This is a genomic window from Neisseria sp. P0009.S010 (assembly GCF_051958545.1).
Lineage (GTDB): Bacteria > Pseudomonadota > Gammaproteobacteria > Burkholderiales > Neisseriaceae > Neisseria > Neisseria subflava_A.
On sequence record NZ_JBQCVH010000009.1, the window covers coordinates 57,209 to 80,468 of the forward strand.

Below are 23,260 nucleotides of genomic sequence, written 5' to 3' on the forward strand. Positions count from 1 at the left end.
CGATAAGTTCCCATCTTGGCAAGCATTTTAAAACAAAGTTACTCACGAAATTATAAAAACCAATGATTTTAAAGAAAATTAAATACATGCCTTATCTTGCCATCCAACACGCTCAAAGGCCGTCTGAAAACCGCCCCAGCGCAAAACATCATGGTTTCTGTTAAAATAACGCCTTTCACATCTTTCGTCTGCACACATGCCACCCCGCCATCCTTACCGCCGCCTGCGCCCAGCCAAATCCCATCTGCCCGAAGTCGGTATTTCTGAAGAAGGCAATATCCGTTCCCTGCACTTGGGCAGCGACACCATTCAAAGCTCCATGAATGTCGATCATCCGTCCGAGCTTGTGTTGTCGTACAGCCGCGCCATGATGGGTTGGCTGCTGTTTGCAGAAACCCCGCCCAAACACATCACCCAAATTGGCTTGGGCGGCGGCTCGTTTGCCCGTTGGATAGACAGCTACCTGCCCGATACCAAGCAAACCGCCATTGACATCAATCCGCAAGTCATCGCCGTAGCGCGCAGCCTGTTTGAATTGCCGCACGAAGGCGAACATTTTGAAATTATCGAGGCGGATGGCGCGGAATATATTAAAGTGTTCCGCCACAATACCGATGTAATTTTAGTAGATGGTTTTGACGGCGAACAGATTATCGATGCTTTGGTGGAAGAACCCTTCTTCCAAGACTGCCGCAACGCTCTCTCTCCCAACGGTGTATTTGTGACCAACTGGTGGAGCGGCGATCAGCGTTACCAACGCTTTGTCGAACGCCTGCTCAACGTCTTTGACGGCCGCGTACTCGAGCTGCCTGCAGAAAGCCACGGCAACGTAGCGGTCATGGCATTCCAAAGCAGCCCTAAAGAACAAAATCTCGACAACTTAAAAAAACGCGCCGAAAAATTAAGCGAAAAATACGGCTTGGACTTCAAACGGATGCTTGCTGATTTGAAAGCCAATAATCAAAACAACGGCAAGAATTTTTATCTGTAAACCGCTTCAGACCGTCTGAAAAAACAAACAAGGACACACCCATGCTCAAACCCGATATCATTCAAATTCCCGGCCCGGCCGGTTTGCTGGAAACCATCTACCTGCCAAGCGCACAAGACTCCGCCCGCGGCGTTGCCGTCATCAACCACCCCAATCCCCTGCAAGGCGGCACCAACACCAACAAAGTCATCCAAACCGCTGCCAAAGCCCTCAGCCAACTCGGCTTCCATTGCTACCTGCCCAATTTGCGCGGCGTAGGCAATAGTGAAGGCGAACACGACTACGGCCGCGGCGAAACGCAAGACTGCATTGCCGTTATCGACTACGCCCGCGTGCAACATCCTGACGCGCCGCAATTCGTCCTGGCAGGTTTCTCATTCGGCGGCTACGTTTCCACCTTTGCCGCACAAGCACGCACGCCTGATTTGCTGTTGCTGATGGGCGCCGCCGTCCATCACTACACCGACCGCCCGGAACCATCCGATGTTCCTGATGTCGCCAAAACATTGATGATCCATGGCGCGGAAGACGAAGTCGTCGAAATCAACAAAGCCCTGACATGGGCAGAACCACAAGGCCTGCCGGTTGTAACCATTGCCGGTTCGTCCCACTTCTTCCACGGCAAACTCATCGTTTTACGCGATACGATCACACGGTTTGCACCGGCTTTATTAGGCTAAAATCCGGCTACACAATAAAACAAGGCCGTCTGAAAGCTTTTTCAGACGGCCTTGTTTGTATGAAACCTTTATTATCTAAATATCAGGCTCAAGTATTCAGAAATCCATCAAGGATTTTCTACTTAACATATCAATTCTGAGTCAACCAATACTGCAAACCAATCAAAGTCTTACCATCTTTGATTTCATCGTTTACCAATGCATTGCGCACCTCGTCCTTGCTCATCAGGACGGTTTCAGTAATTTCATCTTCATCATTGCTCAATTCGCTACCCAAACGCACGCCTTGCGCTTGGTAGAGATACATTTTCTCATCACAAAAACCAACTGCAGTATAAAAGGAGTACAACAGTTTGACACTGTCGGCGACATATGGCGTTTCTTCTGCCAACTCACGCAAAGCGCATTCGGCAGGATCTTCGTCCGCCACATCCAATTTACCCGCCGGCAATTCCAACGTCGCCTGATCGGCGGCATAACGCCATTGGCGCACCAAAACAACTTTGCCGTCTTCCGTTTCCGCCAACACACACGCAGCACCCGGATGGCGGATCACAACTCGTTGGCTTTCATTGCCGTTGGGTAGGCGAACCCGATCGCGGCTGATGGTAACAAAAGAACCTTCGTAGATTGGCTCGCTGCTTAATTTAGTTTCTTTCAAATCCATTTTTTACCTCATTTCCAAATTATTAAATATTAAAGGCCGTCTGAAATCCTTTTTCAGACGGCATAGATAAGCCCTATTCCCGAGTACGTTCAATCTCAATACCGACCTGCGCCACATCGAGCAAGATACCCGGTTTCACAATACGGACGCGCACTTTGGCCGCACCAAAATCATTTAAAATCAATTGGGCGATATGTTCCGCCAAAGTTTCCAGCAGTAAAAAATCCTGTTCGGCAAGGCTGCGGCGTACAACTTCGCATACTTCACCATAATGGATGGTGTCTCCGATATCGTCGCTCGTGCCGGTACGCTCGGGGACACTGATTTCCAAATCCAAAATCAAAGTCTGTTTACGCTCGCGTTCCCAATCATATACGCCGATTAAAGTATCGGCCTTCATGCCGTACAAAAAGATTTTATCCATTTGCCTGTCCGTTTTTTTGATAGAATAACCATTCCCATTTTAAGTAAAGCACCCAAAATGTTCAATGTACTCGCCATTATTGCCGCCTATCTTATCGGCTCCCTGTCTTTTGCCGTCATCGTATCAAAATATTACGGCATGGACGATCCGCGCACTTACGGCTCCGGCAACCCCGGCGCCACCAACGTCTTGCGCAGCGGTAAGAAAAAAGCGGCCGCACTGACCCTGCTCGGCGATGCAGTAAAAGGCTTGGTTGCCGTCATCTTGGCACGCTGTCTGCAAGATGCTTTAAATTTGTCTGATGCAACGATAGCCCTGGTCGCCATCGCCGCATTGGTCGGTCATATGTGGCCAATATTTTTCAATTTTAAAGGCGGCAAAGGCGTGGCCACCGCATTAGGTGTCTTACTCGCCCTCTCCCCCGCAACCGCCCTGCTCTGCACCTTGATTTGGCTGGTCATGGCATTCGGTTTCAAAGTATCCTCCCTCGCCGCACTGGTCGCCACCGTCTGTGCCCCAATCTTCGCCTTCTTCATGATGCCACACGCCTCTTGGGCATGGGCAACCGTATTCATTGCAGCATTGGTGTTGTACCGCCATAAAAGCAATATTCAAAACCTGATTCAAGGCAAAGAAAGCAAAATCGGAGATAAAGCCGGAAAATCTTAAAAACGTAGATACAATCAATAAAAGGCCGTCTGAAAGTATATTTTTCAGACGGCCTTTTATAGCTTCACTTGCTTTATTCACGCGTAATCAGTCAATCTTAATATATTCCACTGAGAGAATCTCTATAATCTCGCGTCCTTCCGGTGTATCCAAGACAACTTCATTCCCTTCGCGTGCTTTAATCAGGCTGCGTGCCAAAGGGGAAATCCATGAGATTTTGTTTTTAGCGGTATCAATTTCATCTACGCCGACAATTTTGACGGTTTGTTCACGACCATCTCCGCGCAATAAGCCAACGGTGGCGCTGAAAAAAATCTGGTCCGTGGCTTCACGCGCTTCAGGGTCGACAACGACAGCAGCTTCCAAGCGTTTAGTTAGGAAGCGGATACGGCGGTCGATTTCGCGCATACGGCGTTTGCCGTAAAGATAATCGCCATTTTCGCTGCGGTCGCCATTGCTTGCTGCCCAGTTAACGATTTGGACGATTTCCGGGCGCTCTTTGTTGACCAGATGATAAAGTTCGTCTTTCAGTGCCTGCCAACCGGTAGGTGTGATGTAATTTTTGGTTTCGGTACTCATGATGTGTCTATAACATAATTAAAGGCCGTCTGAACATTAATTTTCAGACGGCCTTTATTGTAAGTCAATTTACTTTATTCATCATCATCGCTATCGCTGATACTGATGCTGTGTTCCATTTTGCTTGGATGAACTTTCAAGCCGCCACAACCTGATTTTTCGGTAGAGAGACGGTTCAGATATGCTTCATCGATATCGCCGGTTTGATAAACACCGTTAAAGCATGAAGAATCAAAGGATTCGATTTTTGGATTGAGTGCTTTGACTACTGCTTCCAAATCTTCTAAGTTTTGGAAGACGATGCCGTCTGCGCCAATCTCGGTTGCGATTTCTGCTGCGCTGCGGCCGTTTGCAATCAGTTCTTCACGGGTCGGCATATCGATACCGTACACATTCGGATAGCGTACTTCAGGAGCGGCAGAAGCAATGTAGACTTTGCGTGCACCTGCCGCGCGTACCATTTCGACGATTTCACGGCTGGTCGTACCGCGTACAATGGAATCATCCACCAATAAAACGCTTTTGCCGTTAAACTCGGTTTCCATCGGGCTGAGTTTTTGGCGTACTGATTTTTTGCGTGTTGCTTGGCCAGGCATAATAAAGGTGCGGCCAATGTAGCGGTTTTTAATCAGACCTTCGCGGTAAGGTTTTTCGAGATGAACGGCAAGCTCCATCGCGCTGGGTCGGCTGGTATCGGGAATCGGCATCACGACATCGATATCATCGACAGGCAGCTCGCGTTTGATTTTTTCTGCCAAAGATACACCCATATCCATACGGGACTGATAAACGGAAACGCCATCGATGACGGAGTCCGGTCGGGCAAAATAAACATATTCAAAAAGACAAGGGCTTAATTTGGCTTTATCGCTGCATTGACGGGAAATAATCGTGCCGTCAAAACCAATAAATACAGCTTCGCCCGGCTGGATATCGCGTTCCAAATCATAGGCAAGCGCATTGAAAGCAACGGATTCGGAGGCAACAGCATAAGATTTTTTGCCGGATTCGTCAATTTGCGAACCCAAAACCAACGGACGGATACCGAAAGGATCCCGGAAAGCCAGCATGCCGTATCCTGCAATCATGGCTACTACGCCGTATGCGCCGCGCACCAAGCGGTGTACTTCGGAAACGGCGTTGAAAATATTGTCGATGGTAAGTTGATAAGGGGCTGTATTTTTAGAGACTTCGCGGCGTAATTCGTGTGCGAATACATTGAGTAGGACTTCAGAATCGGAGCTGGTATTAACGTGGCGCAGGTGTTTGTTGCATACGTTTTCATAGAGCTCTTCGGTATTAGTCAGATTACCATTGTGTGCCAAAACAATGCCGAATGGGGAGCTGACATAAAACGGCTGAGCCTCTGCGCTGCTGCCCGCATTGCCTGCAGTCGGATAGCGGACATGTGCAATGCCTGCATTACCGACCAAGTCGCGCATATTGCGGGTACGGAACACTTCGCGCACCATGCCTTTGCCCTTGTGCATATGAAATATATTGCCTTCGGCAGTAACAATACCTGCTGCGTCCTGACCACGGTGTTGCAACATCTGCAAACCATCATACAACATCTGATTGACCGGCTCATGACTGACCAAACCTAATACACCACACATATCGTGCTTCTCCGAGTTTGAAGATTAAATGGGTAAGCTGTCATTATAAAATAATTTAGATGAGTTTGCTCGAATTGTTGACAATATGATGTCAAATTTACGCAAATAAAAACGGATTCAGACGACCCATAGGCCGTCTGAATCCGTCAAATTCAATCATCCAATTCTTCAACTTCAGCTGCTTTACCCGAAAGATGCGGCATTGCGGTATCTTTCCCTGGCAGATAAGGCATCGCAGCATCAGCAAGTGATTCAAAATACGGAATTGTGTGCGAACTTTGCCACTCTTCCGTTTTCGGCAAATCAGTGTGTGAAAAAACCATCACTGCCAGTGTCACCAAAATCACACCTTTCACTGCACCGAATACGCCGCCAAGCAAACGGTTGATGCTTCCCAAACCAACGGCAGACATCAAACTGCTCAACAGCGATCGTGCCAGTTTCTGCAACAGCCATGCCAGAAAAAACACAGCGGCAAAACCCATGGCAACCGCCAAAGAATGCGACTCAACCGATTTAAAGACCACATCGGCAAACGGAACGGCAAGCGTTCTGGCTGCAATAAACGATACCACCCACGCCACCATCGCCCCTGCTTCAGCAATAATACCCCGTGTCAACGAGATAATGATGCAGATGACGATGACGGTGGTCGCCAACAAATCGGCAACAGGCAAATTACTCACTGGTCACCTGACCTGCAATGCCATGTACACGCAATTTGTTCAAATCGCGCTCTGCATCGCGTGCATTTTTATAACTGGCTGATTTCACGCGATACACCTTACCTTTATCGGTCATCACTTCAGTAATGGTCGAGTCGATACCTGCGGCTTTCATTTTACGTTGCAGGCTTTGCGCACGTTCTTTTTCAGCATAACCAGCCTGAATGGCAGCTTTTTTCGCAGGCTTGGCTTCTGCTGTTTCTTTTTCAGCTTTAGGCTTGGCTTTTTCAGACGGCTTCTCGGCAGTTTTTACCTTATCGGCTTTTTCTGCTTTGGCCGTTTCCGGTTTAGCCTTTTCATTTTTTGGTTTTTCAACTTTGGCTTCTGCTTTCTTAGCAGGCTCGGCCTTGTCTTTTACGCTGTCTTTGCTGTTTTTGGCAGATTTACGCTCAGCAATGGCTTTCTCTGCTTTTTCCAATTGTGCCAATTTATTGCGTTCGGCAGCCGCTTCACGCTCTGCTTTTTCAGCACGCGCTTGAAGTGCACGTTTTTTAGCAGCCAATGCGTTTTCTTTTTCATCCGCTTCCTGTTGGGCTTGTGCCTTGCGTGCCGCAGCACGTTGTTCTGCCTGGCGTTGGCGGCGTTCTTCGGCTCGGCGCTCCGCAGCTTCGCGTTTGGCGGCCTCAGCTCGTTGAATACGCTCAGACTCTTCCAAACCTTTAATATTGCCGTCATCCAAAGTATCATTAATCAAAACCAACGGCTCGCCGACATCTTCGGGAGCAGACTCACGGCTTGGCTTCAATACTTCAACCGGCGCATTGTCTTCTTCGTCGCCTGCATTTTGCGGTTTATTTGGCGCTTCGGCATCCGCGTGGCGGGCAGCCTCCTCGGCAGCAGCAACATCCTCTTTATTCGGCTCCAAAACAACAGCCTTGCTCGGCTCGTCAGCCTTTTTGACTTGGCTCTGACCGACAGGCGCTTCTTTAAACGGTGAATTTTTATCGTCGCCGGAAGTCAGTGCCAGACCGAACAGCATACCCGATGCCACCACCAAGCCGGAGGCCAAGACCAAGCGACGGCGGTTGCGACGTTTGAGTTGTTCGTAACCGTCTAAATCGTATCCGTTTGGAGTTTCTTTTTGTTTATTGTCGGACATGATAATTTCCTCGTTAGTGTTCTTTCAAAACAGCCATTACATCGGCAACAGTATGGAATGAGCCGAAAACAACGATTCTATCATTTTCGGTTGCTTTAGCCAAAGCAGTGCGATAGGCAGCAGCGACAGTTTCAAAAACATTTACATTATCGATGCCGTGTTCAGCCAATTTGGCCTGCAAAGCCTCTACCGTCATGCCGCGCGGCACATCTAAAGGCGCGATATTCCACTCGTCAAACTGGTCTTTAACGATTTCCAGCACGCCATCAATATCTTTGTCGGACAACATACTGAATACGGCGGTACGTTTTTGGGCAAAGGCAAGGTTAATCAGGCTGCGGCGCAAAGCACGGGCTGCGTGCGGATTGTGGCCGACATCCAAGACCACCAGCGGACGGCCGGGCAAAACTTGGAAACGTCCAGGATTCTCAACCAACAACAAACCACGTTTAATCGCGCCGATATCAACCGGCAATTGTTCGTTCAAACATTCCAACACAGTCAATGCACACGCGGCATTGGACAACTGATAGGCACCGCGCAAAGCAGGAAACGGCAAGGAATTGCGGTTACGGCTTTGGCCGTCTGAAGATTGCGGATGGAAGCGGTAGTTCCACTGTACGCTTTCCATTGACGTAAAATCAAAATCTCGCTGAACCATCAACAGTTTTGCGCCAATTTCTTCTGCGTGTTTGACCAATGATTCAGGTGCAGGATTCTGACCACACACGGCAGGTTTGCCGCTACGGAACACTCCGGCTTTTTCAAAACCGACCTGCTCAACGGTATCGCCCAAAAATGCCTGATGATCCAAATCCACGCTGGTAACGACCGAACAGTCGCCATCGAATACATTCACGGCATCCAACCGTCCGCCCAAACCAACTTCCAAAATCATTACGTCCACATTTTCACGCATGAAAATATCGACGGCAGCCAAAGCATTAAACTCAAAATACGTCAGAGAAATTTCGCCGCGCGCCGCTTCGATGCGCTCAAATGAGGAAACAATCAGTTCATCTGAAACCGGCTGAGTGTTGATGGCGATTCGTTCGTTGTAACGCAGAAGGTGCGGACTGGTCAGCGTACCGACTTTAAAACCGGCTTCTTTATAAATATGCGACAAATAGGCGCATACGGAACCCTTGCCATTTGTACCCGCCACCACGACGACAGGACATTGCGGCACCAAATTCATGCGTTTTTTCACTTCTCCCACACGTTCCAAACCCATATCGATAAGGCCAGAACTATGGGCAGTCTCCAAATGAGAAAGCCAGTCTTGTAATGTTTTCATTGTATTTATCGCTTCAAAAGGCCGTCTGAAACAGCCGTTTAATCCATATCTGCCGCAAGTTCTGCTTTGTCTTCTTTTTCCCGACACCAGCGTGCCCATACTTTCAGACGGCGGTAGGCATCACGGTCGGCCATATCGGGCAAGATGCAGTGTTTGACTATTTTTCCGTCAACATTCCATTGCAAAAACAAAGCATGAACCGTCAACATACTGCTGTCTTGCAAAACCGCGCTTCTTCCCTCTTCCTCGCCATTCAAGTAAACCGTCGCACGGTATTGGCGGTCGATGATGATTTTCCTGACCGCATTTTGAGCATGAAAATTAACGCTGCGCCAAGCATAGGCAAAACTACCGGCCAACGCCGCCAACCCCAGCCACATCATCCAGCCGTAAAACTCGGCAAGGCATAAGGCCAACGCCGAAAGGTGTAAGAAGACAATCAGAATTTTCAAAGAACGCGAAGGCTTTAAGGCCGTCTGAAAACTTCTCACGGCTTTACATCATATTGTCGAAAACAGGCGTAATGTTCAATTCCGCCTCTTCCATATCCAAAACCATATCGTGGATTTCGGTATCGAAAAATTCCCAAAAAGCCTTCAAACTCATGTCTTGCGGCCATTTGCTTTTATCGATGTCCCAGCCTGCCAATTCGGCTTCAAAAATCTGCTGGTAACGTTCGTCAAAATAGGAAATGACGGATTCGGGTTCATCAAATTGCGGCACAAGGAATACGGAACAGTTGGTACGCAGTTGCTCGACGGTCAGGTCAGGCATATTTTCATCGGCGGATTTCAGCCATTCCAAAAAACGGGCGGTCGGTTTCAGCACGACAGCAGTACGGTCAACAAAATACATTATTTTCAACTTTCAAAATCATTCAAACCGATCATGCCGTCTGAAATTTCAGACGGCCCGAGTTTAATGTGTCATTACCTGTTGCAGGAATTGTTTGGCACGCTCGTGTTTCGGATTGGTAAAAAATTCTTCCGGCGTTTCGTCTTCCAAAATCTGGCCTTTATCGACAAAAATCACACGGTCGGCGACTTCGCGCGCAAAACCCATTTCATGGGTCACACACATCATGGTCATGCCGCTTTCCGCCAAGTCTTTCATCACTTTCAATACTTCGCCGACCATTTCAGGATCAAGTGCGGAAGTCGGCTCGTCAAACAACATCACACGCGGCTCCATCGCCAAACCGCGTGCAATCGCCACACGCTGTTGCTGACCGCCGGAAAGCTGGCCGGGCAGCGCGTCTTTTTTATGCGCCAAGCCGACACGTTCCAAAAGCTCCATCGCTTTCTTTTCCGCCTCTTCACGGCTTTGGTTTTTCACTTTCATCGGAGAAAGAATAATATTTTCCAAGACAGTCAAATGCGGATACAGATTGAACCCTTGGAACACAAAGCCCACTTCTTCACGCACTTTGTTCAAATCGGTTTTCGGATCGGCAACATTGATGCCGTCTACCCAAATCTCGCCGCTTTCAATGCGCTCGAGTTGGTTTACCGTACGAATCAACGTCGATTTGCCACTGCCTGAAGGGCCGCATACAACGACCACTTCGCCTTGTTTGACTTCCAGATTCACACCGTTGATAACGTGCAAATCTTTAAAATGTTTGTGTACATTTTTGAATTTAATCATTATTTCTTTCCAAACTACCAAAATTTTCGGGGCTTGAGTTGCGTTTACCGCTGCCAAAGCAAAGGAATGGCCGTTTCCAGCCAAAAGCGGCAACTGACTATGCTGCCGGAGATTCCGCCTTTATTGTACCGATTGACTTTAAATTGCTCTTCCCTATCGAGACGATGCCCGGTCAATACTCAAACTGCGCCGATAATTGCTGCTTCAAAACGGTGCCGCTCAGGCGGCATATCCTTACCGGAAAAATACTGCGCCAACTCGCGCCACAAATATGAATCACCCAGAAACCCCCATTGAATAGGAGGTTGCTTAAAAATTGCCATCACTGTTTCAGACGGCCTTTTGAACCAGATAATTGCTCAATTCCACATATTTCTCAGCGGCAATGTGTTCTGCCCTATCTTGCGGATTGATACCGACTGCCTGCAAATCATCATCGCCGGCAAGTTCCTTCAAATTATTGCGTATGGTTTTGCGGCGTTGATGGAAAGCCAGTTTCACCAGTTTGGCAAAATGTTCAAAATCTTCCGCTTTACCGATGCGGTGTTTCACCGGAATCATGCGCACGACGGCCGAATCTACTTTCGGCGCAGGATCAAAGGATTCAGGCGGTACTTCAATCAACATTTCCATATCGAAGAAATATTGCAGCATCACGCCCAGACGGCCATAGTCGTTGGTTTTCGGCTGCGCCACCATGCGTTCGACCACTTCTTTTTGCAGCATAAAGTGCATATCGATCACATCGTCTGCCACTTCGCTTAATCGGAACAAAAGTGGCGTGGAAATATTGTACGGCAGGTTGCCGACAATTTTTTTCTTGCCTTCAATGCTGTTGAAATCAAACTGCAATACATCGCCTTCGTGTATCACCAATTTATCTGCAAACGGCAAGGTTTTCAGACGGCGTACGATGTCGCGGTCGATTTCGCAAACATGCAGGCAGTTAAGTTTTTTCGCCAAAGGCTCGGTAATGGCGGCCAAGCCCGGGCCGATTTCAATCACGATATCATCAGGCTGCGGTCTGACCGCATTGACAATATCGCTAATAATCCGCGTATCCTGCAAAAAATTCTGCCCGAAGCGTTTCCGGGCCTTATGTTCTTTCATATCTTTCTTCAAGCAAGCTGTTTAAGGCAGTATTGTAACTGAAACAGGCGTTTTTGTCGGCACGCTTTCAGACGGCATTTGCCTAATTTTAAGCAAACGGAGGCGATTCCAAACCCAAAGATTTCAGTAGTTGCGCGGTCTCATAAACCGGCAAACCCATCACGCCGGTAAAACTACCCTGCAAATGCTCGACAAATACGCCGCCCAAGCCCTGAATCCCATACGCACCGGCTTTATCCATCGGCTCGCCGCTGGCAACATAGGCTGCAATCTCCTCAGCCGTCAACGTTTTAAAGCGCACTTCGCTCGTCTGCACCACATCATGGCGCACGCCTCGCCAGTAAACGCATACAGCCGTCAGCACTTGATGCGTCCGTCCGGATAAGCGTTCCAGCATATCGACCGCATCCGCCTCGGATTCAGGTTTACCCAAAATAGCCGCACCATCCGCCACCGTCGTATCCGCCGTCAATACAGCAAACTCAGGTTCTTGATCATGAGCAGCAAACCATTGCGCCACCGCCGCCTGATTTTTCTCGCATGCCATACGGCGCACATACTCTACTGCGGCTTCGCCTTCTTTAGGGGTTTCATCAATATCCGCAGGAAGGCGGCGTACCGTGAAACCCAAATTCTCCAAAATCTCACGACGGCGCGGACTGCCCGAAGCCAGATAAATTGCGTTCATTGTATTGGTTGTCCTTATTTTGAAATTTTATGCTGGCCGGACAGGCGGACATAATGCGCAGAGGAATACGTCAAAAATTCCTTTTCCTCATCTGTCAGCGGACGCACTTGTTTCACAGGCGAGCCGACGTATAAAAAACCACTTTCCAAACGCTTGCGCGGAGGCACCAAACTGCCCGCGCCTATCATCACATCATCTTCGACAACCGTATCGTCCAAGATAATCGAACCCATGCCCACCAACACACGATTCCCAATTCGGCAGCCATGCAGCATGACCTTATGCCCAATCGTCACATCATCGCCGATAATCAAAGGCGAACCGTCAGGCTTCGCCGCATTCTTATGCGACACATGCAAAACGCTGCCGTCCTGCACATTGCTGCGTTTGCCGATAGAAATACTGTTCACATCGCCGCGCAATACGGCATAAGGCCAAATCGATACATCTTCCGCCAGCGACACTTCGCCAATCACTACCGAAGTCTCATCTACAAAACAAGACTCATCAACCGACGGCACATAATCCAAAAACGCACGAATAGGGTTTGCCATTTCCAATAATCCTTTTCTCAAAACCAAAACTGATCAGGCCGTCTGAAAACACGGCGTAAAACGATTTTATACTACAACAATACGAAATCAAGCCAGAAAATTATCAAAAGGCCGTCTGAAACAGTTTTCAGACGGCCTTTCATCATAAACCCTTTATCTTGGCTTACGACTATTTATCATTAGCGCCTCAGCTATATTTTATGGAATAATCGCCTTCATTTGATTCTTGGAGAAGCCGATGGACACGCGTTCGGGAAATTATGCAGCACCCCTGCTAGTCGTCGGCTGCGTCGTCTTCGGCTTGGGCAGTTTGATCGTCAAATTTGTCGATGTCGGCCCTTACGCCATCGCATTCTGGCGCCTGCTGATCGCCGCCCCTATATTCTTCCTACTCGGGCGTTTTTTCAGACAAAAAATGCCTACGAAAAGAAAAACGGTTGGCTACGCAATCTTATCCGGCGTTTTCCTCGCATTCGACCTCGCCCTTTGGCACGAAAGCATTCACGCCGTAGGCCCCGGCATTTCCACCTTACTCAACAGCCTGCAGATTTTCTTTTTAGCCGCCATCGGCTTCTTCTTTTATTCAGAACGTCTAAGCACCCTGCAAATTTTAAGTTTGATATTGGCCACCATAGGCGTAGCCTTAATCGGCAGCCCAGAGTTCGGTCATAACGACAATGCCGCATGGGGATTTGTCAGCGGCGTAGTGTCCGGTGCCATGCTGGCCCTGTCTATGGTTTTCGTACGCAAAACCCATGAGCAGGAAAAAGTCGGTTTGTTTCCGCTGATGATGATTTTAAGCTTCGGCGGCGCAATGGCGCTGGTCATCCCATCGCTGCTATTCGATGCCGCCCATCTTTACCCCAAAACTTTAAACGATGTGATTCTAGTCTCCATCTACGGCATCGTCATGCAATGCTTCGCTTGGGCATTGATTGCTTATGCCATCCCGCTTTTATCCTTGTCACTGACCGGCCTGCTACTACTCTCCGAACCAGTCGCCGCCATGTTGATCGATTATTTCTGGCTGGATAAACCGATTAATACCGTCCAATGGAGCGGTGCCACTTTGACTTTATTGGCTATTTATTTAGGTTCGTTAAAAGACAAAAAATAGAGACAAAAAAGGCCGTCTGAAAAATTTCAGACGGCCTTTTCATCTGTTATTGCTTATTTGATACTGGTACCGATACGGCTGAGTTCGCCAAAGTTCATCCAAACAAAGAAGGCTTTACCGACGATCAGTTTGTCATCGACAAATCCCCAATAACGGGAATCGGCGCTGTTGTCGCGGTTGTCGCCCATTGCGAAATAACGGCCTTCAGGAACTTTACAGATAAAGCCATTACCGTCTTCTGCGTATTCGCAATTTTCCAAACCGCTTGTTTCAAGCGAGTAATTGCTTTCAGGCATTACTTCTGAAGTGTATTTGTTCAATACAGCAATAGATACGGAAGGCTGACCGGTCTCCTTGACCACGTCAAAATTTTTACCGTTCAAGGCCGTCTGAAAACGCTCAAGCGTATGAATTATAGACGGATCGGTATCATCTGCGTATTGATAGTTGCCGTTTGGTTTTTCAGAAATAATTTCACCGTTAACAGTCAAAACCTTATCACGATATTCCACAACGTCACCCGGAATACCGACGATACGTTTGATGTAATTCATCTCAGGCTGAAGTGGGTAATTGAACACCACGACATCGCCTCGGGCAATGTTGCCGACGGGGATAATGACCTTATTCAAAATCGGCAGGCGGATACCGTAGGAGAATTTGTTCACCAAGATAAAATCGCCTTTAACCAAGCCAGGACGCATGGAGCTGGACGGAATTTGGAATGGCTCGGCAATAAAGCTGCGCAACACAAAGATAACCAAGATGATGGGGAAAAAGCCGCCCATGTAGTCGGTAAAATGCGCATTGTCTTCGCCGGTTTCGCTTTTTTTCAGACGGCCTTTATGGATTGCCCAAACAATACCGGTGAACACGACAAACACCAGCAATACGGCGGTAAAGCTCATAAACTCGGACAGAATGCCGAATACGCCGACCATGCACAAGAGATAACTCCATTGCAGGCCGGAACTCCATTCGCCGTTTTCCTGGCGCTCTTTGCTGCTTTTGAAGTTGAGGACCAAACCGGCCAGCAGTACAACGATTGCGCCTAAAGTCAGATTTATACTCATTATTTATCACTCACTTGCAGAATCGCCAAGAATGCGCTTTGCGGAATTTCCACATTGCCCACTTGTTTCATGCGGCGCTTACCTGCTTTTTGTTTTTCAAGAAGTTTTTTCTTACGCGTAATATCGCCGCCGTAACATTTCGCCAAAACGTTTTTACGCAGGGCCTTGACGTTCTCACGGGCGATAATCTGACTGCCGATAGCGGCCTGTACGGCAATATCAAACATCTGGCGCGGAATCAGTTCGCGCATTTTCGATGCCAGCTCGCGACCGCGGTGAACGGCGCTTTGACGGTGCACAATCAGGCTCAGGGCATCGACTTTTTCGCCGTTGACCATAATGTCGAGCTTAATCAAATCAGACGGTTGGAATTCTTTGAAATGGTAGTCCAACGAAGCATAACCGCGCGAAGTCGATTTAAGCTTGTCAAAGAAATCCATTACGACTTCGTTCATCGGCAAATCATAAGTCAGCATGACTTGGCGGCCCATGTATTGCATATTGACCTGAACGCCGCGCTTTTGGTTACACAAAGTCATGACGTTGCCGACATATTCCTGCGGCACAAGAATGGTCGCAGTGATAATCGGCTCAAGAATGGTTTCGATAGTGCTGATTTCAGGCAGTTTGGACGGATTTTCAACTTCAATTTTCTCGCCGTTTTTCAACACGACTTCATAAACCACTGTTGGCGCAGTGGTAATCAAGTCCATGTCGAACTCGCGCTCCAAACGTTCCTGCACGATTTCCAAGTGCAACAGGCCCAAGAAGCCGCAACGGAAACCGAAGCCCAATGCTTGGGAAACCTCAGGCTCAAATTTCAACGAAGCATCGTTAAGCTGCAATTTTTCCAAAGCGTCACGCAAGGCTTCGTAGTCGTGGCTTTCCACGGGATAAAGGCCTGCAAATACTTGGCTTTGTACTTCTTGGAAGCCGGGTAGCGGCTCAGAGGCGGGGTTGGCAACCAAAGTAACCGTATCGCCGACTTTCGCCTGACCCAATTCTTTCACGCCGGTAATCAAAAAGCCTACTTCGCCGGCTTTGAGTTCTTGTTTTTGAACTGATTTTGGTGTGAATACGCCTAGCTGCTCAACCTGAGTTTCCGCCTTGGTGCCCATAAAGCGCACTTTGTCTTTCAGTTTGATGGTGCCGTTTTTCACACGAATCAACATGACCACGCCGACGTAGTTGTCAAACCATGAATCAACAATCACCGCTTGCAACGGTGCATTTTCATCGCCGGTCGGCGCAGGGATTTTGGCAACGATTTCTTCCAAAACGTCTTCCACGCCAATACCGCTTTTGGCAGAACACTGTACCGCGCCAACGGCATCAATGCCGATAATGTCTTCAATTTCCTGCTCCACGCGATCGGGTTCTGCGGCAGGCAAGTCGATTTTGTTCAAAACGGGCACAACTTCCACGCCCAAATCAATCGCGGTATAGCAGTTCGCCACGGTTTGCGCTTCTACACCTTGGGACGCATCGACCACCAAAAGCGCGCCTTCGCAAGCTGACAGCGAACGGGAAACTTCATAAGAGAAGTCAACGTGTCCCGGAGTATCAATCAGGTTGAGCTGATACACCTGCCCGTCGCGTGCTTTATAGTTGAGCGCGGCGGTTTGCGCTTTAATGGTAATACCGCGCTCTTTTTCGATGTCCATGGAGTCGAGCACCTGCGTACTCATTTCGCGCAAATCCAAACCGCCGCAGTATTGGATAAAACGGTCGGCAAGCGTCGATTTACCGTGGTCGATGTGGGCAATAATGGAGAAATTCCGTATGTTTTTCATATTGTTATTAAGATAAATGCAATTAAAGTCGGAAAGGCCGTCTGAAAAAACAGGGATTCGGTTTTCAGACGGCCTTAGAATAAGGTTGAATCGTTCCGTATTCTAACGGAAATTCAACGTTTCTGCATGATTTTATAGCGATTTGACAATCTCGGTTACCATCTTCGCCGAGCTGACGGCAGCCGTTTTCAAAAACTCTTCAAAGCTGATGTCCGCTTTCTCATCGGCCGAATCGGATACCGCGCGAATAATCACAAACGGCACTTCCAACTGGTAACAAGTCTGCGCAATCGCCGCAGCTTCCATTTCCACTGCTTTTACTTCTGGGAAATGGCTGCGGATTTCCGCGACACCTTCGCTGCTGTGCACAAAACGGTCGCCACTGACAATCAGGCCTTGCGTGACAGCCGCTCCGTCAAACACTTGCGCCGCCTTTTCTGCTTGGCGAATCAAGTTTGAATCCGATGCAAACACGGCAGGAAGTTGCGGTACTTGTCCCCAAACATAACCAAAAGCCGTTACGTCAACATCGTGATGCGCCACAGTTTCGCCGATGACCACATCACCGACCTTCAGGCCCTTGCCCAAACCGCCTGCACTGCCGGTATTGATGACGCAATCCGGTGCAAACTGATGAATGACCCAAGAAGTCGAAACCGCCGCATTGACTTTACCGATACCGCTCAAAACCAATACCATACGTTTTCCGGCCAATTCACCTTCATACGCCGAGAATTTACCGAAGGACACATGCTTGACATTGGTCATGCTTTCACGCAAAAGCTCGATTTCCTGTTCCATTGCGCCGACCACGGCAATTGTTTGTACTGACATCTCGTTACCTTTCCATTCACTAATCGGGCAACATTATAACAGCAGAATTTAAAATCACAGGGATACTGAAAAATCTGCTATATTCCCAGAACGACACCCAATTTAAAACAGATTGATGCTCTAGCTAGCAATCAGCAAATAATGATTGCCTCTGTTATAATTACTATAGATAAAATAACTCTATTTTAAATACCTAAATTCTTATGTTTAACGAAAATACTCCGGGCGCAAAAGAAGAATTGTTCGCTTGGCTACGCCATATGAACAAATACAAAGGCTCCGACCTTTTCATTACCACCAATTTCCCGCCGGCCATGAAAGTGGACGGTAAAATTACGCGACTGAGCGATGAGCCGCTGAGTGCTGAAAAATGTATGGAAATCGCTTTTTCGATTATGTCTTCCAAACAGATCGAAGAATTTTCTTCCACCAACGAATGCAACTTCGCCATCAGCCTGCCCGATACCAGCCGCTTCCGTGTCAATGCAATGGTTCAACGCGGTGCAACTGCTTTGGTATTCCGTTCCATTACCAGTAATATCCCTAAATTTGAAACGCTCAATCTGCCTCCTATTCTGAAAGACATCGCCCTCAGAAAACGCGGTCTGGTTATTTTTGTCGGCAGTACAGGTTCGGGCAAGTCCACTTCCCTCGCCTCCCTTATCGACTATCGAAACGAAAACAGCTTCGACCACATTATTACCATCGAAGACCCTATTGAGTTTATCCACCAACACAAAAACTGCATCATCACCCAACGCGAAATCGGCGTAGATACCGAAAATTGGCCGATTGCGCTGAAAAACACCCTGCGTCAAGCGCCGGATGTCATTCTAATTGGCGAAATCCGCGACCGCGAGACCATGGACTACGCCATTGCCTTCGCAGAAACCGGCCATTTGTGTATGGCGACACTGCACGCCAACAGTACCAACCAAGCGCTCGACCGCATCATCAACTTCTTCCCCGAAGAGCGCCGTACCCAGTTGCTGACCGACTTATCGCTCAACCTGCAAGCCTTTATTTCGCAACGCCTGATTCCCCGTGAAGGCGGACGGGGACGCGTAGCGGCTGTCGAGGTTTTGCTCAATTCGCCCATTATTGCCGACTTGATTCGAAAAGGCGAAGTCCACAACATCAAAGAAATGATGAAAAAATCAACCGGCATGGGTATGATCACTTTTGACCAAGCCTTATATGATTTGTATGAAAACGGCGATATCAGCTATCAAGACGCTATTAAAAATGCCGACTCCGCCCATGACTTGCGCTTAGACATTCAATTACGAAGCCGTCGTGCGCAAAATGCCGGTCCGGATTTAGAATTGATTTAATAGCTTCAAAACATAAAAAAAGGCCGTCTGAAACCTCACTATGAGTTTCAGACGGCCTTTATTCCATCAAATAATCAAGCCTGTTTCAATTTTGCATCGGCATCACGCAATGCAGTACGCAGACCTTCCTCGATTACCGGATGGTAGAACGGCATATCCAGCATTTGCGGAATCGTCATCTTCATTTGATGCGCCCAAGCCATCAAGTGTGCCAAATGTTCGGCAGCAGGGCCGACAACTTCCGCACCAATGAAACGGCCGGTTGCTTTCTCAGCATACAAACGCATATGGCCTTTGTTTACCAACATAACGCGGCTTCGACCTTGGTTTCGGAAGGAAACTTCGCCGATGACAAACTCATCAGGTTGATATTTCGCTGCAACTTGCGCATATTTCAAACCGATAGTGGCAATTTGCGGACTGGTGAATACCACGCCGATTACGCTACGGCGCAATCCGCCCTCAATATTCGGGAAAATAGCGGCATTGTGGCCGGCAATTTTGCCTTGGTCGGAAGCTTCATGCAACAGAGGCAATTGATTGGATGCATCGCCTGCGATAAAGATGTGCGGAATGCTGGTTTGCATGGTCAGCGGATCAGCAACAGGCACGCCACGTGCATCTTTTTCGATATTCAGGTTTTCCAAACCGATATTGTCCACGTTCGGACGGCGGCCGGCGGCAGCCAAAGCATATTCGGCATGGAACACGCCTTTTTCGCCATCTTGTTCCCAATGAACTTCAACATTGCCTTCTACGTCCAATTTGACTTCGGTTTTGGCATCCAAATGCAAGGTCAACTCTTCACCAAAAACAGTTTTGGCTTCTTCAGCGACAACAGGGTCTGAAATACCGCCAATCGCGCCTGCTACGCCAAAAATTTCAACTTTTACGCCCAAACGGTGCAAAGCCTGACCCAACTCTAAGCCGATTACGCCAGGACCAAACACGGCCACACTCTTAGGCAGGGTATCCCAAGAGAAAACATCATCGTTCACAATCAAGCGATCGCCTAAAACTTCCCACTGAGGGAAAATCACAGGGCGCGAACCGGTAGCAATCACAAAACTTTTTGCAGTGATTTGAGTGTGGTCATCGATTTGGACGGTGTGTTCGTCAACAAATTTTGCCGTACCCATAATACGCTTGTCGGCAGGCCACTCTTCTACATCGCTGACTACAAAACCGACAAAACGGTCGCGTTCGGACTTCACGCGGTGCATGACTTCTTCACCGTTTACCGTTACGCTGTCTTTATCCAAATGTACGCCAAACGGATCGGTATGCAGAGCATGATGGCGCGCTTCCGCAGCCGCAATCAGCAATTTGGACGGCATACAGCCGACACGCGCACAAGTTGTTCCGAATACATTGTTTTCAATCAGGTAAACATTGTCTGTATGAAGTCGGGCATTGCGAAATGCGCCCATACCGGCGGTACCGCCACCCAGTACTACCACATCTGCTTGAATTTTTTTCATATTTTATCCTTACTGTCTATATCCAAACCGATATTGCCATCAGGTTATCCGTTTTCAGACGGCCTAAACTTCACAAACTATCAAAATTTAAAAATCAATAGCCAATACCTAAATATCGATTTAAAACAATAATCTCAAATTCTACTTGTAAATATAGAGTTATTCAGAACGCCGATTTGTAAACGTCGTCTGAATAACTCTATATTTGGGTCTTTCAGACGGCTTTTTCAAGCCGTCTTAAGCATACAGGCAATTAGTTTTTAGCCAAGTAAGCTTCCAAGTCTTCGCTGCCGCCGATGTATTTACCGCCGATGAATACTTGAGGAGCAGTCATCTTGCCGGTAATAGCGCGTACGGAAGTAACAGTTGCATCTTTGCCCAATACGATTTCTTCGTAAGACAAGCCTTTGTCTTGCAGCGCTTTTTTAGCTTTAGCGCAGAATTGGCAGCCAGGTTTGGTGAAGATGGCAACAGACTCTTGAGCTTTCCAGTCAGGAGCAATGTATTTCAACATAGTGTCAGCGTCAGACACTTTGAAAGGATCGCCTGGTTCTTCAGGTTCGATAAACATTTTTTCAACCACGCCGTCGTTAACCAGCATGGAGTAACGCCAAGAGCGTTTGCCGAAGCCCAAGTCTTCTTTGCCAACCAACATGCCCATGCCTTCAGTGAATTCACCGTTGCCATCAGGGATCATGTAAATGTTGTCGGCTTCTTCTTCAGCAGCCCAAGCGTTCATTACGAAAGTGTCGTTTACAGATACGCAGTAGATTGCGTCAACACCGTTTTCTTTGAACGCACCAAACAATTCGTTGTAGCGTGGCAGGTGAGAAGAAGAGCAAGTTGGAGTAAATGCGCCAGGCAGAGAAAACACGACTACTTTTTTGCCTTTGAACAAATCATCAGTAGAAACATCTTTCCAAGTGTCGCCAACGCGAGTGCGGAATACTACGGAAGGTACTTTTTGACCGGTACGATCTTGCAAAGCCATTTTTAAGCTCCTTAAAAATTCGGGTTTGAGAAATGAATCAATGCTTGCATTCTAATGCAGGCCTATCGATTTGTATAATTTATAGTTCAAATAATATTAATTACATCAAACTATCAATTCAATTAAACCGAAAACAGCTATTCCTCTAAATGAAGGCTATCTGAAATAAAACAAGTGCCTGACTGAAATTATTTTTTAGGTAAGGGCTGAACGGGAGAATCCGAAGCCACAATTTCACCGATGGCTGTTTCCGCAATATCCTTCAAAGCATAGCGGTCTTTATCAGGCATATCTGTCGATTTGTACTGAGGCGAGAAATCCAAGCGGATACAGATTTTCTTCATAGAAACAATGCGCCATAAAGATTGAAGCAGGTTTACCTCCGCATAGGATGGCAGATCCGTCCGTTGTCCTTCGTCATCATAATATCGCAAAGTTACCGCCTGAATCGGCGCTTTCGCATCAATAGCCGATTGGAACAGGGCAGCTTTAAACGGCAAAATACCCAAGCCGGAAGAAGTACGCGCCTCAGGGAAGAAGCTGACATTCTGCCCTGCTTTCAATGCTGCACAAATCGCCTGATTAATCGGCTCGATATCTCGGCGGGAATTGCGGTTGATAAACACCGTGCCGGCATTTTTACCCATTTTTCCCAAAACCGGCCAACCGCTGATTTCCTGCTTGGCAATAAAACTGCTCGGATAAACGGCGCTCATGGCAAAAATATCCAACCAAGACACATGGTTGGCCACCACCAAAGTACCACTCACATTTCCTTGAGGCGGTACGCCGATTTCCAATTCGATATCCAAAGCATCCAACGCACCTTTTCCCAAAACAACCACAGCATGATTGCGTTCCTCTGCATTGTTGCCATCAATGGCACGCAAATCCCGGCCGGTTCTGAATAACCAAGCTGCCAAACGGCAAAGTCGGCTCAGACGTTTAAAAAAAGGAGCTTTTTGTTTAGACATAAAATTTCTTCTGTATTGTGTTCATTATGTTCAGACGGCCTCTGACATTTAAGGCCGTCTGAAACTATTTCTGGCAATTTGGACAATAAAATGTTCCACGCTGCCCCAAAGTTTCTTTAAAAATCAACCCGCCACATTGGACACAAGGCTCATTGTGGCGGCCATAGACCGTATATTCCTGCTGAAAGTAGCCGCTTTTTCCATCGCTATTAACGAAGTCTCGCAGTGTACTGCCGCCCGTTTCAATCGCCCTCAGCAGAACCGCTTTAACGGTTTCCACCAATAATGCGCATTCTTTCTTGGTCAGCTTATTCGCCGGACGCAATGGCGAAATACCTGCCTTAAACAGACTTTCATTCGCATAAATATTACCGACACCAACCACCACTGCATTATCCATCAGCGCTAATTTGACTGCACGCTTTTGGGTTTTCAATTTCTGATACAGGTAATTTGCATCAAAATCATCCGAGAGCGGCTCCGGTCCCAACTTTTCCAACAGCGGATGATGCTCGGCAATACCCTCATACCACAATACCGCACCAAATTTACGCGGATCGTGATAACGCAATACGGTACCGTCATCAAATACAAAATCTAAATGATCATGTTTATCCGGCGTGGCGATGCGCTCATCATCGGCGGTAAAAATCCGCAAACTGCCGGACATACCCAAATGCATAAGTAAAATACCCGTTTCAAAAGTAACAATCAAATACTTCGCACGCCGGTTGCATGCCAAAACTTTGCGCCCGGCCAAAATTTGCGCCAAGTTCGGATGGATAGGCCATCTCAATTTAAACTGGCGAATAATGACTTTTTCTATCTTTTTGCCATCAATATGCGGCGCGATTCCGCGTAAAGTCGTTTCTACCTCAGGTAATTCAGGCATCATTATTCTCCAAATTCATCAT

The 23,260-nt window shown here is 47.8% G+C and carries 26 protein-coding genes; 5 read left to right on the forward strand and 21 right to left on the reverse strand.

Features of this window, described 5'->3' with window-relative positions; translation table 11 throughout:
• Window positions 1–196 precede the first annotated feature (196 nt).
• A complete protein-coding gene (locus ACTHSN_RS09610; RefSeq protein WP_440365282.1) occupies window positions 197–991 on the forward strand; it encodes a polyamine aminopropyltransferase in 795 nt (264 codons plus the stop codon).
• A gap of 41 nt (window positions 992–1,032) precedes the next feature.
• Window positions 1,033–1,671, forward strand: coding sequence for an alpha/beta hydrolase (locus tag ACTHSN_RS09615; RefSeq protein ID WP_070584156.1), 639 nt, complete (start codon window positions 1,033–1,035; stop codon window positions 1,669–1,671).
• 130 nt (window positions 1,672–1,801) lie between these two features.
• On the opposite strand, the gene ACTHSN_RS09620 is transcribed toward ACTHSN_RS09615, so the two are convergent.
• Both ACTHSN_RS09620 and folB read right to left on the reverse strand, forming a co-directional pair.
• Entirely contained in the window at window positions 1,802–2,338 is a 537-nt protein-coding gene (locus ACTHSN_RS09620) for an NUDIX hydrolase (RefSeq protein WP_070459909.1), read from the reverse strand.
• 73 nt (window positions 2,339–2,411) lie between these two features.
• Window positions 2,412–2,762: a dihydroneopterin aldolase gene (folB, locus tag ACTHSN_RS09625; RefSeq protein WP_070459906.1), complete on the reverse strand. Its 351-nt coding sequence runs from the start codon at window positions 2,760–2,762 to the stop codon at window positions 2,412–2,414.
• 57 nt (window positions 2,763–2,819) lie between these two features.
• On the opposite strand from folB, the gene plsY reads away from it, so the two are divergent.
• Window positions 2,820–3,431 carry a glycerol-3-phosphate 1-O-acyltransferase PlsY gene (gene plsY / locus ACTHSN_RS09630; RefSeq protein ID WP_070459903.1) on the forward strand — a complete coding sequence of 204 codons (612 nt, stop codon included), beginning with the start codon at window positions 2,820–2,822 and terminating at the stop codon, window positions 3,429–3,431.
• 87 nt (window positions 3,432–3,518) lie between these two features.
• Here the strand turns inward: plsY and greB are convergent, their stop codons facing one another.
• The 12 genes from greB to ACTHSN_RS09690 form a co-directional block, all read right to left on the reverse strand.
• Entirely contained in the window at window positions 3,519–4,010 is a 492-nt protein-coding gene (greB, locus tag ACTHSN_RS09635; protein ID WP_070459900.1) for a transcription elongation factor GreB, read from the reverse strand.
• A 74-nt stretch (window positions 4,011–4,084) separates the two neighbouring features.
• The gene (gene purF / locus ACTHSN_RS09640) at window positions 4,085–5,629 is read right to left on the reverse strand and encodes an amidophosphoribosyltransferase (protein ID WP_070459897.1); all 1,545 of its coding nucleotides are present in this window, start codon (window positions 5,627–5,629) and stop codon (window positions 4,085–4,087) included.
• Window positions 5,630–5,781: 152 nt separating this feature from the next.
• On the reverse strand, window positions 5,782–6,315 hold the full coding sequence (locus ACTHSN_RS09645) for a CvpA family protein (protein WP_070459894.1): 534 nt from the start codon (window positions 6,313–6,315) through the stop codon (window positions 5,782–5,784).
• Entirely contained in the window at window positions 6,308–7,453 is a 1,146-nt protein-coding gene (gene ftsN / locus ACTHSN_RS09650) for a cell division protein FtsN (RefSeq protein ID WP_070459891.1), read from the reverse strand. Before ftsN ends, ACTHSN_RS09645 begins: the two co-directional genes overlap by 8 nt.
• Window positions 7,454–7,466: 13 nt before the next feature.
• Window positions 7,467–8,750, reverse strand: coding sequence for a bifunctional tetrahydrofolate synthase/dihydrofolate synthase (folC, locus tag ACTHSN_RS09655; protein ID WP_107811046.1), 1,284 nt, complete (start codon window positions 8,748–8,750; stop codon window positions 7,467–7,469).
• A 38-nt stretch (window positions 8,751–8,788) separates the two neighbouring features.
• Window positions 8,789–9,241, reverse strand: a complete 453-nt coding sequence (locus tag ACTHSN_RS09660) for a protein YgfX (RefSeq protein WP_107867532.1) — start codon at window positions 9,239–9,241, stop codon at window positions 8,789–8,791.
• 4 nt (window positions 9,242–9,245) lie between these two features.
• Entirely contained in the window at window positions 9,246–9,605 is a 360-nt protein-coding gene (locus ACTHSN_RS09665; RefSeq protein WP_003747228.1) for a hypothetical protein, read from the reverse strand.
• Between the two features lie 63 nt (window positions 9,606–9,668).
• Entirely contained in the window at window positions 9,669–10,397 is a 729-nt protein-coding gene (locus ACTHSN_RS09670; protein WP_003747231.1) for an amino acid ABC transporter ATP-binding protein, read from the reverse strand.
• Window positions 10,398–10,576: 179 nt separating this feature from the next.
• The gene (locus tag ACTHSN_RS09675) at window positions 10,577–10,720 is read right to left on the reverse strand and encodes a hypothetical protein (RefSeq protein ID WP_234394518.1); all 144 of its coding nucleotides are present in this window, start codon (window positions 10,718–10,720) and stop codon (window positions 10,577–10,579) included.
• 7 nt (window positions 10,721–10,727) lie between these two features.
• Window positions 10,728–11,507: a 16S rRNA (adenine(1518)-N(6)/adenine(1519)-N(6))-dimethyltransferase RsmA gene (gene rsmA / locus ACTHSN_RS09680; RefSeq protein WP_049329405.1), complete on the reverse strand. Its 780-nt coding sequence runs from the start codon at window positions 11,505–11,507 to the stop codon at window positions 10,728–10,730.
• Between the two features lie 88 nt (window positions 11,508–11,595).
• Window positions 11,596–12,195, reverse strand: a complete 600-nt coding sequence (locus tag ACTHSN_RS09685; protein ID WP_440365283.1) for a Maf family protein — start codon at window positions 12,193–12,195, stop codon at window positions 11,596–11,598.
• Window positions 12,196–12,209: 14 nt separating this feature from the next.
• On the reverse strand, window positions 12,210–12,749 hold the full coding sequence (locus ACTHSN_RS09690) for a gamma carbonic anhydrase family protein (RefSeq protein ID WP_049350611.1): 540 nt from the start codon (window positions 12,747–12,749) through the stop codon (window positions 12,210–12,212).
• Between the two features lie 238 nt (window positions 12,750–12,987).
• Here ACTHSN_RS09690 and ACTHSN_RS09695 point away from each other — a divergent pair, with 238 nt between their 5' ends.
• Window positions 12,988–13,866, forward strand: a complete 879-nt coding sequence (locus ACTHSN_RS09695) for a DMT family transporter (protein WP_107867530.1) — start codon at window positions 12,988–12,990, stop codon at window positions 13,864–13,866.
• A 53-nt stretch (window positions 13,867–13,919) separates the two neighbouring features.
• Here ACTHSN_RS09695 and lepB read toward each other — a convergent pair whose 3' ends face one another.
• From lepB to ACTHSN_RS09710, 3 genes are all read right to left on the reverse strand, one after another.
• Complete coding sequence (gene lepB / locus ACTHSN_RS09700; RefSeq protein ID WP_440365284.1) at window positions 13,920–14,939, reverse strand: signal peptidase I; 1,020 nt, start codon at window positions 14,937–14,939, stop codon at window positions 13,920–13,922.
• Window positions 14,939–16,732, reverse strand: a complete 1,794-nt coding sequence (gene lepA / locus ACTHSN_RS09705; protein ID WP_440365285.1) for a translation elongation factor 4 — start codon at window positions 16,730–16,732, stop codon at window positions 14,939–14,941. Before lepA ends, lepB begins: the two co-directional genes overlap by 1 nt.
• A gap of 132 nt (window positions 16,733–16,864) precedes the next feature.
• On the reverse strand, window positions 16,865–17,566 hold the full coding sequence (locus ACTHSN_RS09710) for a 5'-methylthioadenosine/adenosylhomocysteine nucleosidase (protein ID WP_049328596.1): 702 nt from the start codon (window positions 17,564–17,566) through the stop codon (window positions 16,865–16,867).
• A 203-nt stretch (window positions 17,567–17,769) separates the two neighbouring features.
• Here ACTHSN_RS09710 and ACTHSN_RS09715 point away from each other — a divergent pair, with 203 nt between their 5' ends.
• Window positions 17,770–18,900 carry a PilT/PilU family type 4a pilus ATPase gene (locus tag ACTHSN_RS09715; protein ID WP_107867528.1) on the forward strand — a complete coding sequence of 377 codons (1,131 nt, stop codon included), beginning with the start codon at window positions 17,770–17,772 and terminating at the stop codon, window positions 18,898–18,900.
• Window positions 18,901–18,974: 74 nt separating this feature from the next.
• Here ACTHSN_RS09715 and ACTHSN_RS09720 read toward each other — a convergent pair whose 3' ends face one another.
• The 4 genes from ACTHSN_RS09720 to mutM form a co-directional block, all read right to left on the reverse strand.
• Window positions 18,975–20,381, reverse strand: a complete 1,407-nt coding sequence (locus ACTHSN_RS09720; protein WP_440365286.1) for a dihydrolipoyl dehydrogenase — start codon at window positions 20,379–20,381, stop codon at window positions 18,975–18,977.
• Between the two features lie 253 nt (window positions 20,382–20,634).
• Entirely contained in the window at window positions 20,635–21,372 is a 738-nt protein-coding gene (locus ACTHSN_RS09725) for a redoxin family protein (RefSeq protein ID WP_003747251.1), read from the reverse strand.
• A 188-nt stretch (window positions 21,373–21,560) separates the two neighbouring features.
• Window positions 21,561–22,346, reverse strand: coding sequence for a 1-acylglycerol-3-phosphate O-acyltransferase (locus ACTHSN_RS09730; protein ID WP_440365287.1), 786 nt, complete (start codon window positions 22,344–22,346; stop codon window positions 21,561–21,563).
• Window positions 22,347–22,410: 64 nt separating this feature from the next.
• Window positions 22,411–23,238: a bifunctional DNA-formamidopyrimidine glycosylase/DNA-(apurinic or apyrimidinic site) lyase gene (gene mutM, locus ACTHSN_RS09735; protein WP_070460049.1), complete on the reverse strand. Its 828-nt coding sequence runs from the start codon at window positions 23,236–23,238 to the stop codon at window positions 22,411–22,413.
• Window positions 23,239–23,260 lie beyond the last annotated feature (22 nt).

What these genes read in the sequence shown, in the direction of transcription:
- ACTHSN_RS09610 (WP_440365282.1), top strand. Translation starts at nt 197, where the DNA reads ATGCCACCCCGCCATCCTTACCGCCGCCTGCGCCCAGCCAAATCCCAT.
- ACTHSN_RS09615 (WP_070584156.1), top strand. Translation starts at nt 1,033, where the DNA reads ATGCTCAAACCCGATATCATTCAAATTCCCGGCCCGGCCGGTTTGCTG.
- ACTHSN_RS09620 (WP_070459909.1), bottom strand. Translation starts at nt 2,338, where the DNA reads ATGGATTTGAAAGAAACTAAATTAAGCAGCGAGCCAATCTACGAAGGT.
- folB (WP_070459906.1), bottom strand. Translation starts at nt 2,762, where the DNA reads ATGGATAAAATCTTTTTGTACGGCATGAAGGCCGATACTTTAATCGGC.
- plsY (WP_070459903.1), top strand. Translation starts at nt 2,820, where the DNA reads ATGTTCAATGTACTCGCCATTATTGCCGCCTATCTTATCGGCTCCCTG.
- greB (WP_070459900.1), bottom strand. Translation starts at nt 4,010, where the DNA reads ATGAGTACCGAAACCAAAAATTACATCACACCTACCGGTTGGCAGGCA.
- purF (WP_070459897.1), bottom strand. Translation starts at nt 5,629, where the DNA reads ATGTGTGGTGTATTAGGTTTGGTCAGTCATGAGCCGGTCAATCAGATG.
- ftsN (WP_070459891.1), bottom strand. Translation starts at nt 7,453, where the DNA reads ATGTCCGACAATAAACAAAAAGAAACTCCAAACGGATACGATTTAGAC.
- folC (WP_107811046.1), bottom strand. Translation starts at nt 8,750, where the DNA reads ATGAAAACATTACAAGACTGGCTTTCTCATTTGGAGACTGCCCATAGT.
- ACTHSN_RS09665 (WP_003747228.1), bottom strand. Translation starts at nt 9,605, where the DNA reads ATGTATTTTGTTGACCGTACTGCTGTCGTGCTGAAACCGACCGCCCGT.
- ACTHSN_RS09670 (WP_003747231.1), bottom strand. Translation starts at nt 10,397, where the DNA reads ATGATTAAATTCAAAAATGTACACAAACATTTTAAAGATTTGCACGTT.
- ACTHSN_RS09675 (WP_234394518.1), bottom strand. Translation starts at nt 10,720, where the DNA reads ATGGCAATTTTTAAGCAACCTCCTATTCAATGGGGGTTTCTGGGTGAT.
- rsmA (WP_049329405.1), bottom strand. Translation starts at nt 11,507, where the DNA reads ATGAAAGAACATAAGGCCCGGAAACGCTTCGGGCAGAATTTTTTGCAG.
- ACTHSN_RS09685 (WP_440365283.1), bottom strand. Translation starts at nt 12,195, where the DNA reads ATGAACGCAATTTATCTGGCTTCGGGCAGTCCGCGCCGTCGTGAGATT.
- ACTHSN_RS09690 (WP_049350611.1), bottom strand. Translation starts at nt 12,749, where the DNA reads ATGGCAAACCCTATTCGTGCGTTTTTGGATTATGTGCCGTCGGTTGAT.
- ACTHSN_RS09695 (WP_107867530.1), top strand. Translation starts at nt 12,988, where the DNA reads ATGGACACGCGTTCGGGAAATTATGCAGCACCCCTGCTAGTCGTCGGC.
- lepB (WP_440365284.1), bottom strand. Translation starts at nt 14,939, where the DNA reads ATGAGTATAAATCTGACTTTAGGCGCAATCGTTGTACTGCTGGCCGGT.
- lepA (WP_440365285.1), bottom strand. Translation starts at nt 16,732, where the DNA reads ATGAAAAACATACGGAATTTCTCCATTATTGCCCACATCGACCACGGT.
- ACTHSN_RS09710 (WP_049328596.1), bottom strand. Translation starts at nt 17,566, where the DNA reads ATGTCAGTACAAACAATTGCCGTGGTCGGCGCAATGGAACAGGAAATC.
- ACTHSN_RS09715 (WP_107867528.1), top strand. Translation starts at nt 17,770, where the DNA reads ATGTTTAACGAAAATACTCCGGGCGCAAAAGAAGAATTGTTCGCTTGG.
- ACTHSN_RS09720 (WP_440365286.1), bottom strand. Translation starts at nt 20,381, where the DNA reads ATGAAAAAAATTCAAGCAGATGTGGTAGTACTGGGTGGCGGTACCGCC.
- ACTHSN_RS09725 (WP_003747251.1), bottom strand. Translation starts at nt 21,372, where the DNA reads ATGGCTTTGCAAGATCGTACCGGTCAAAAAGTACCTTCCGTAGTATTC.
- ACTHSN_RS09730 (WP_440365287.1), bottom strand. Translation starts at nt 22,346, where the DNA reads ATGTCTAAACAAAAAGCTCCTTTTTTTAAACGTCTGAGCCGACTTTGC.
- mutM (WP_070460049.1), bottom strand. Translation starts at nt 23,238, where the DNA reads ATGCCTGAATTACCTGAGGTAGAAACGACTTTACGCGGAATCGCGCCG.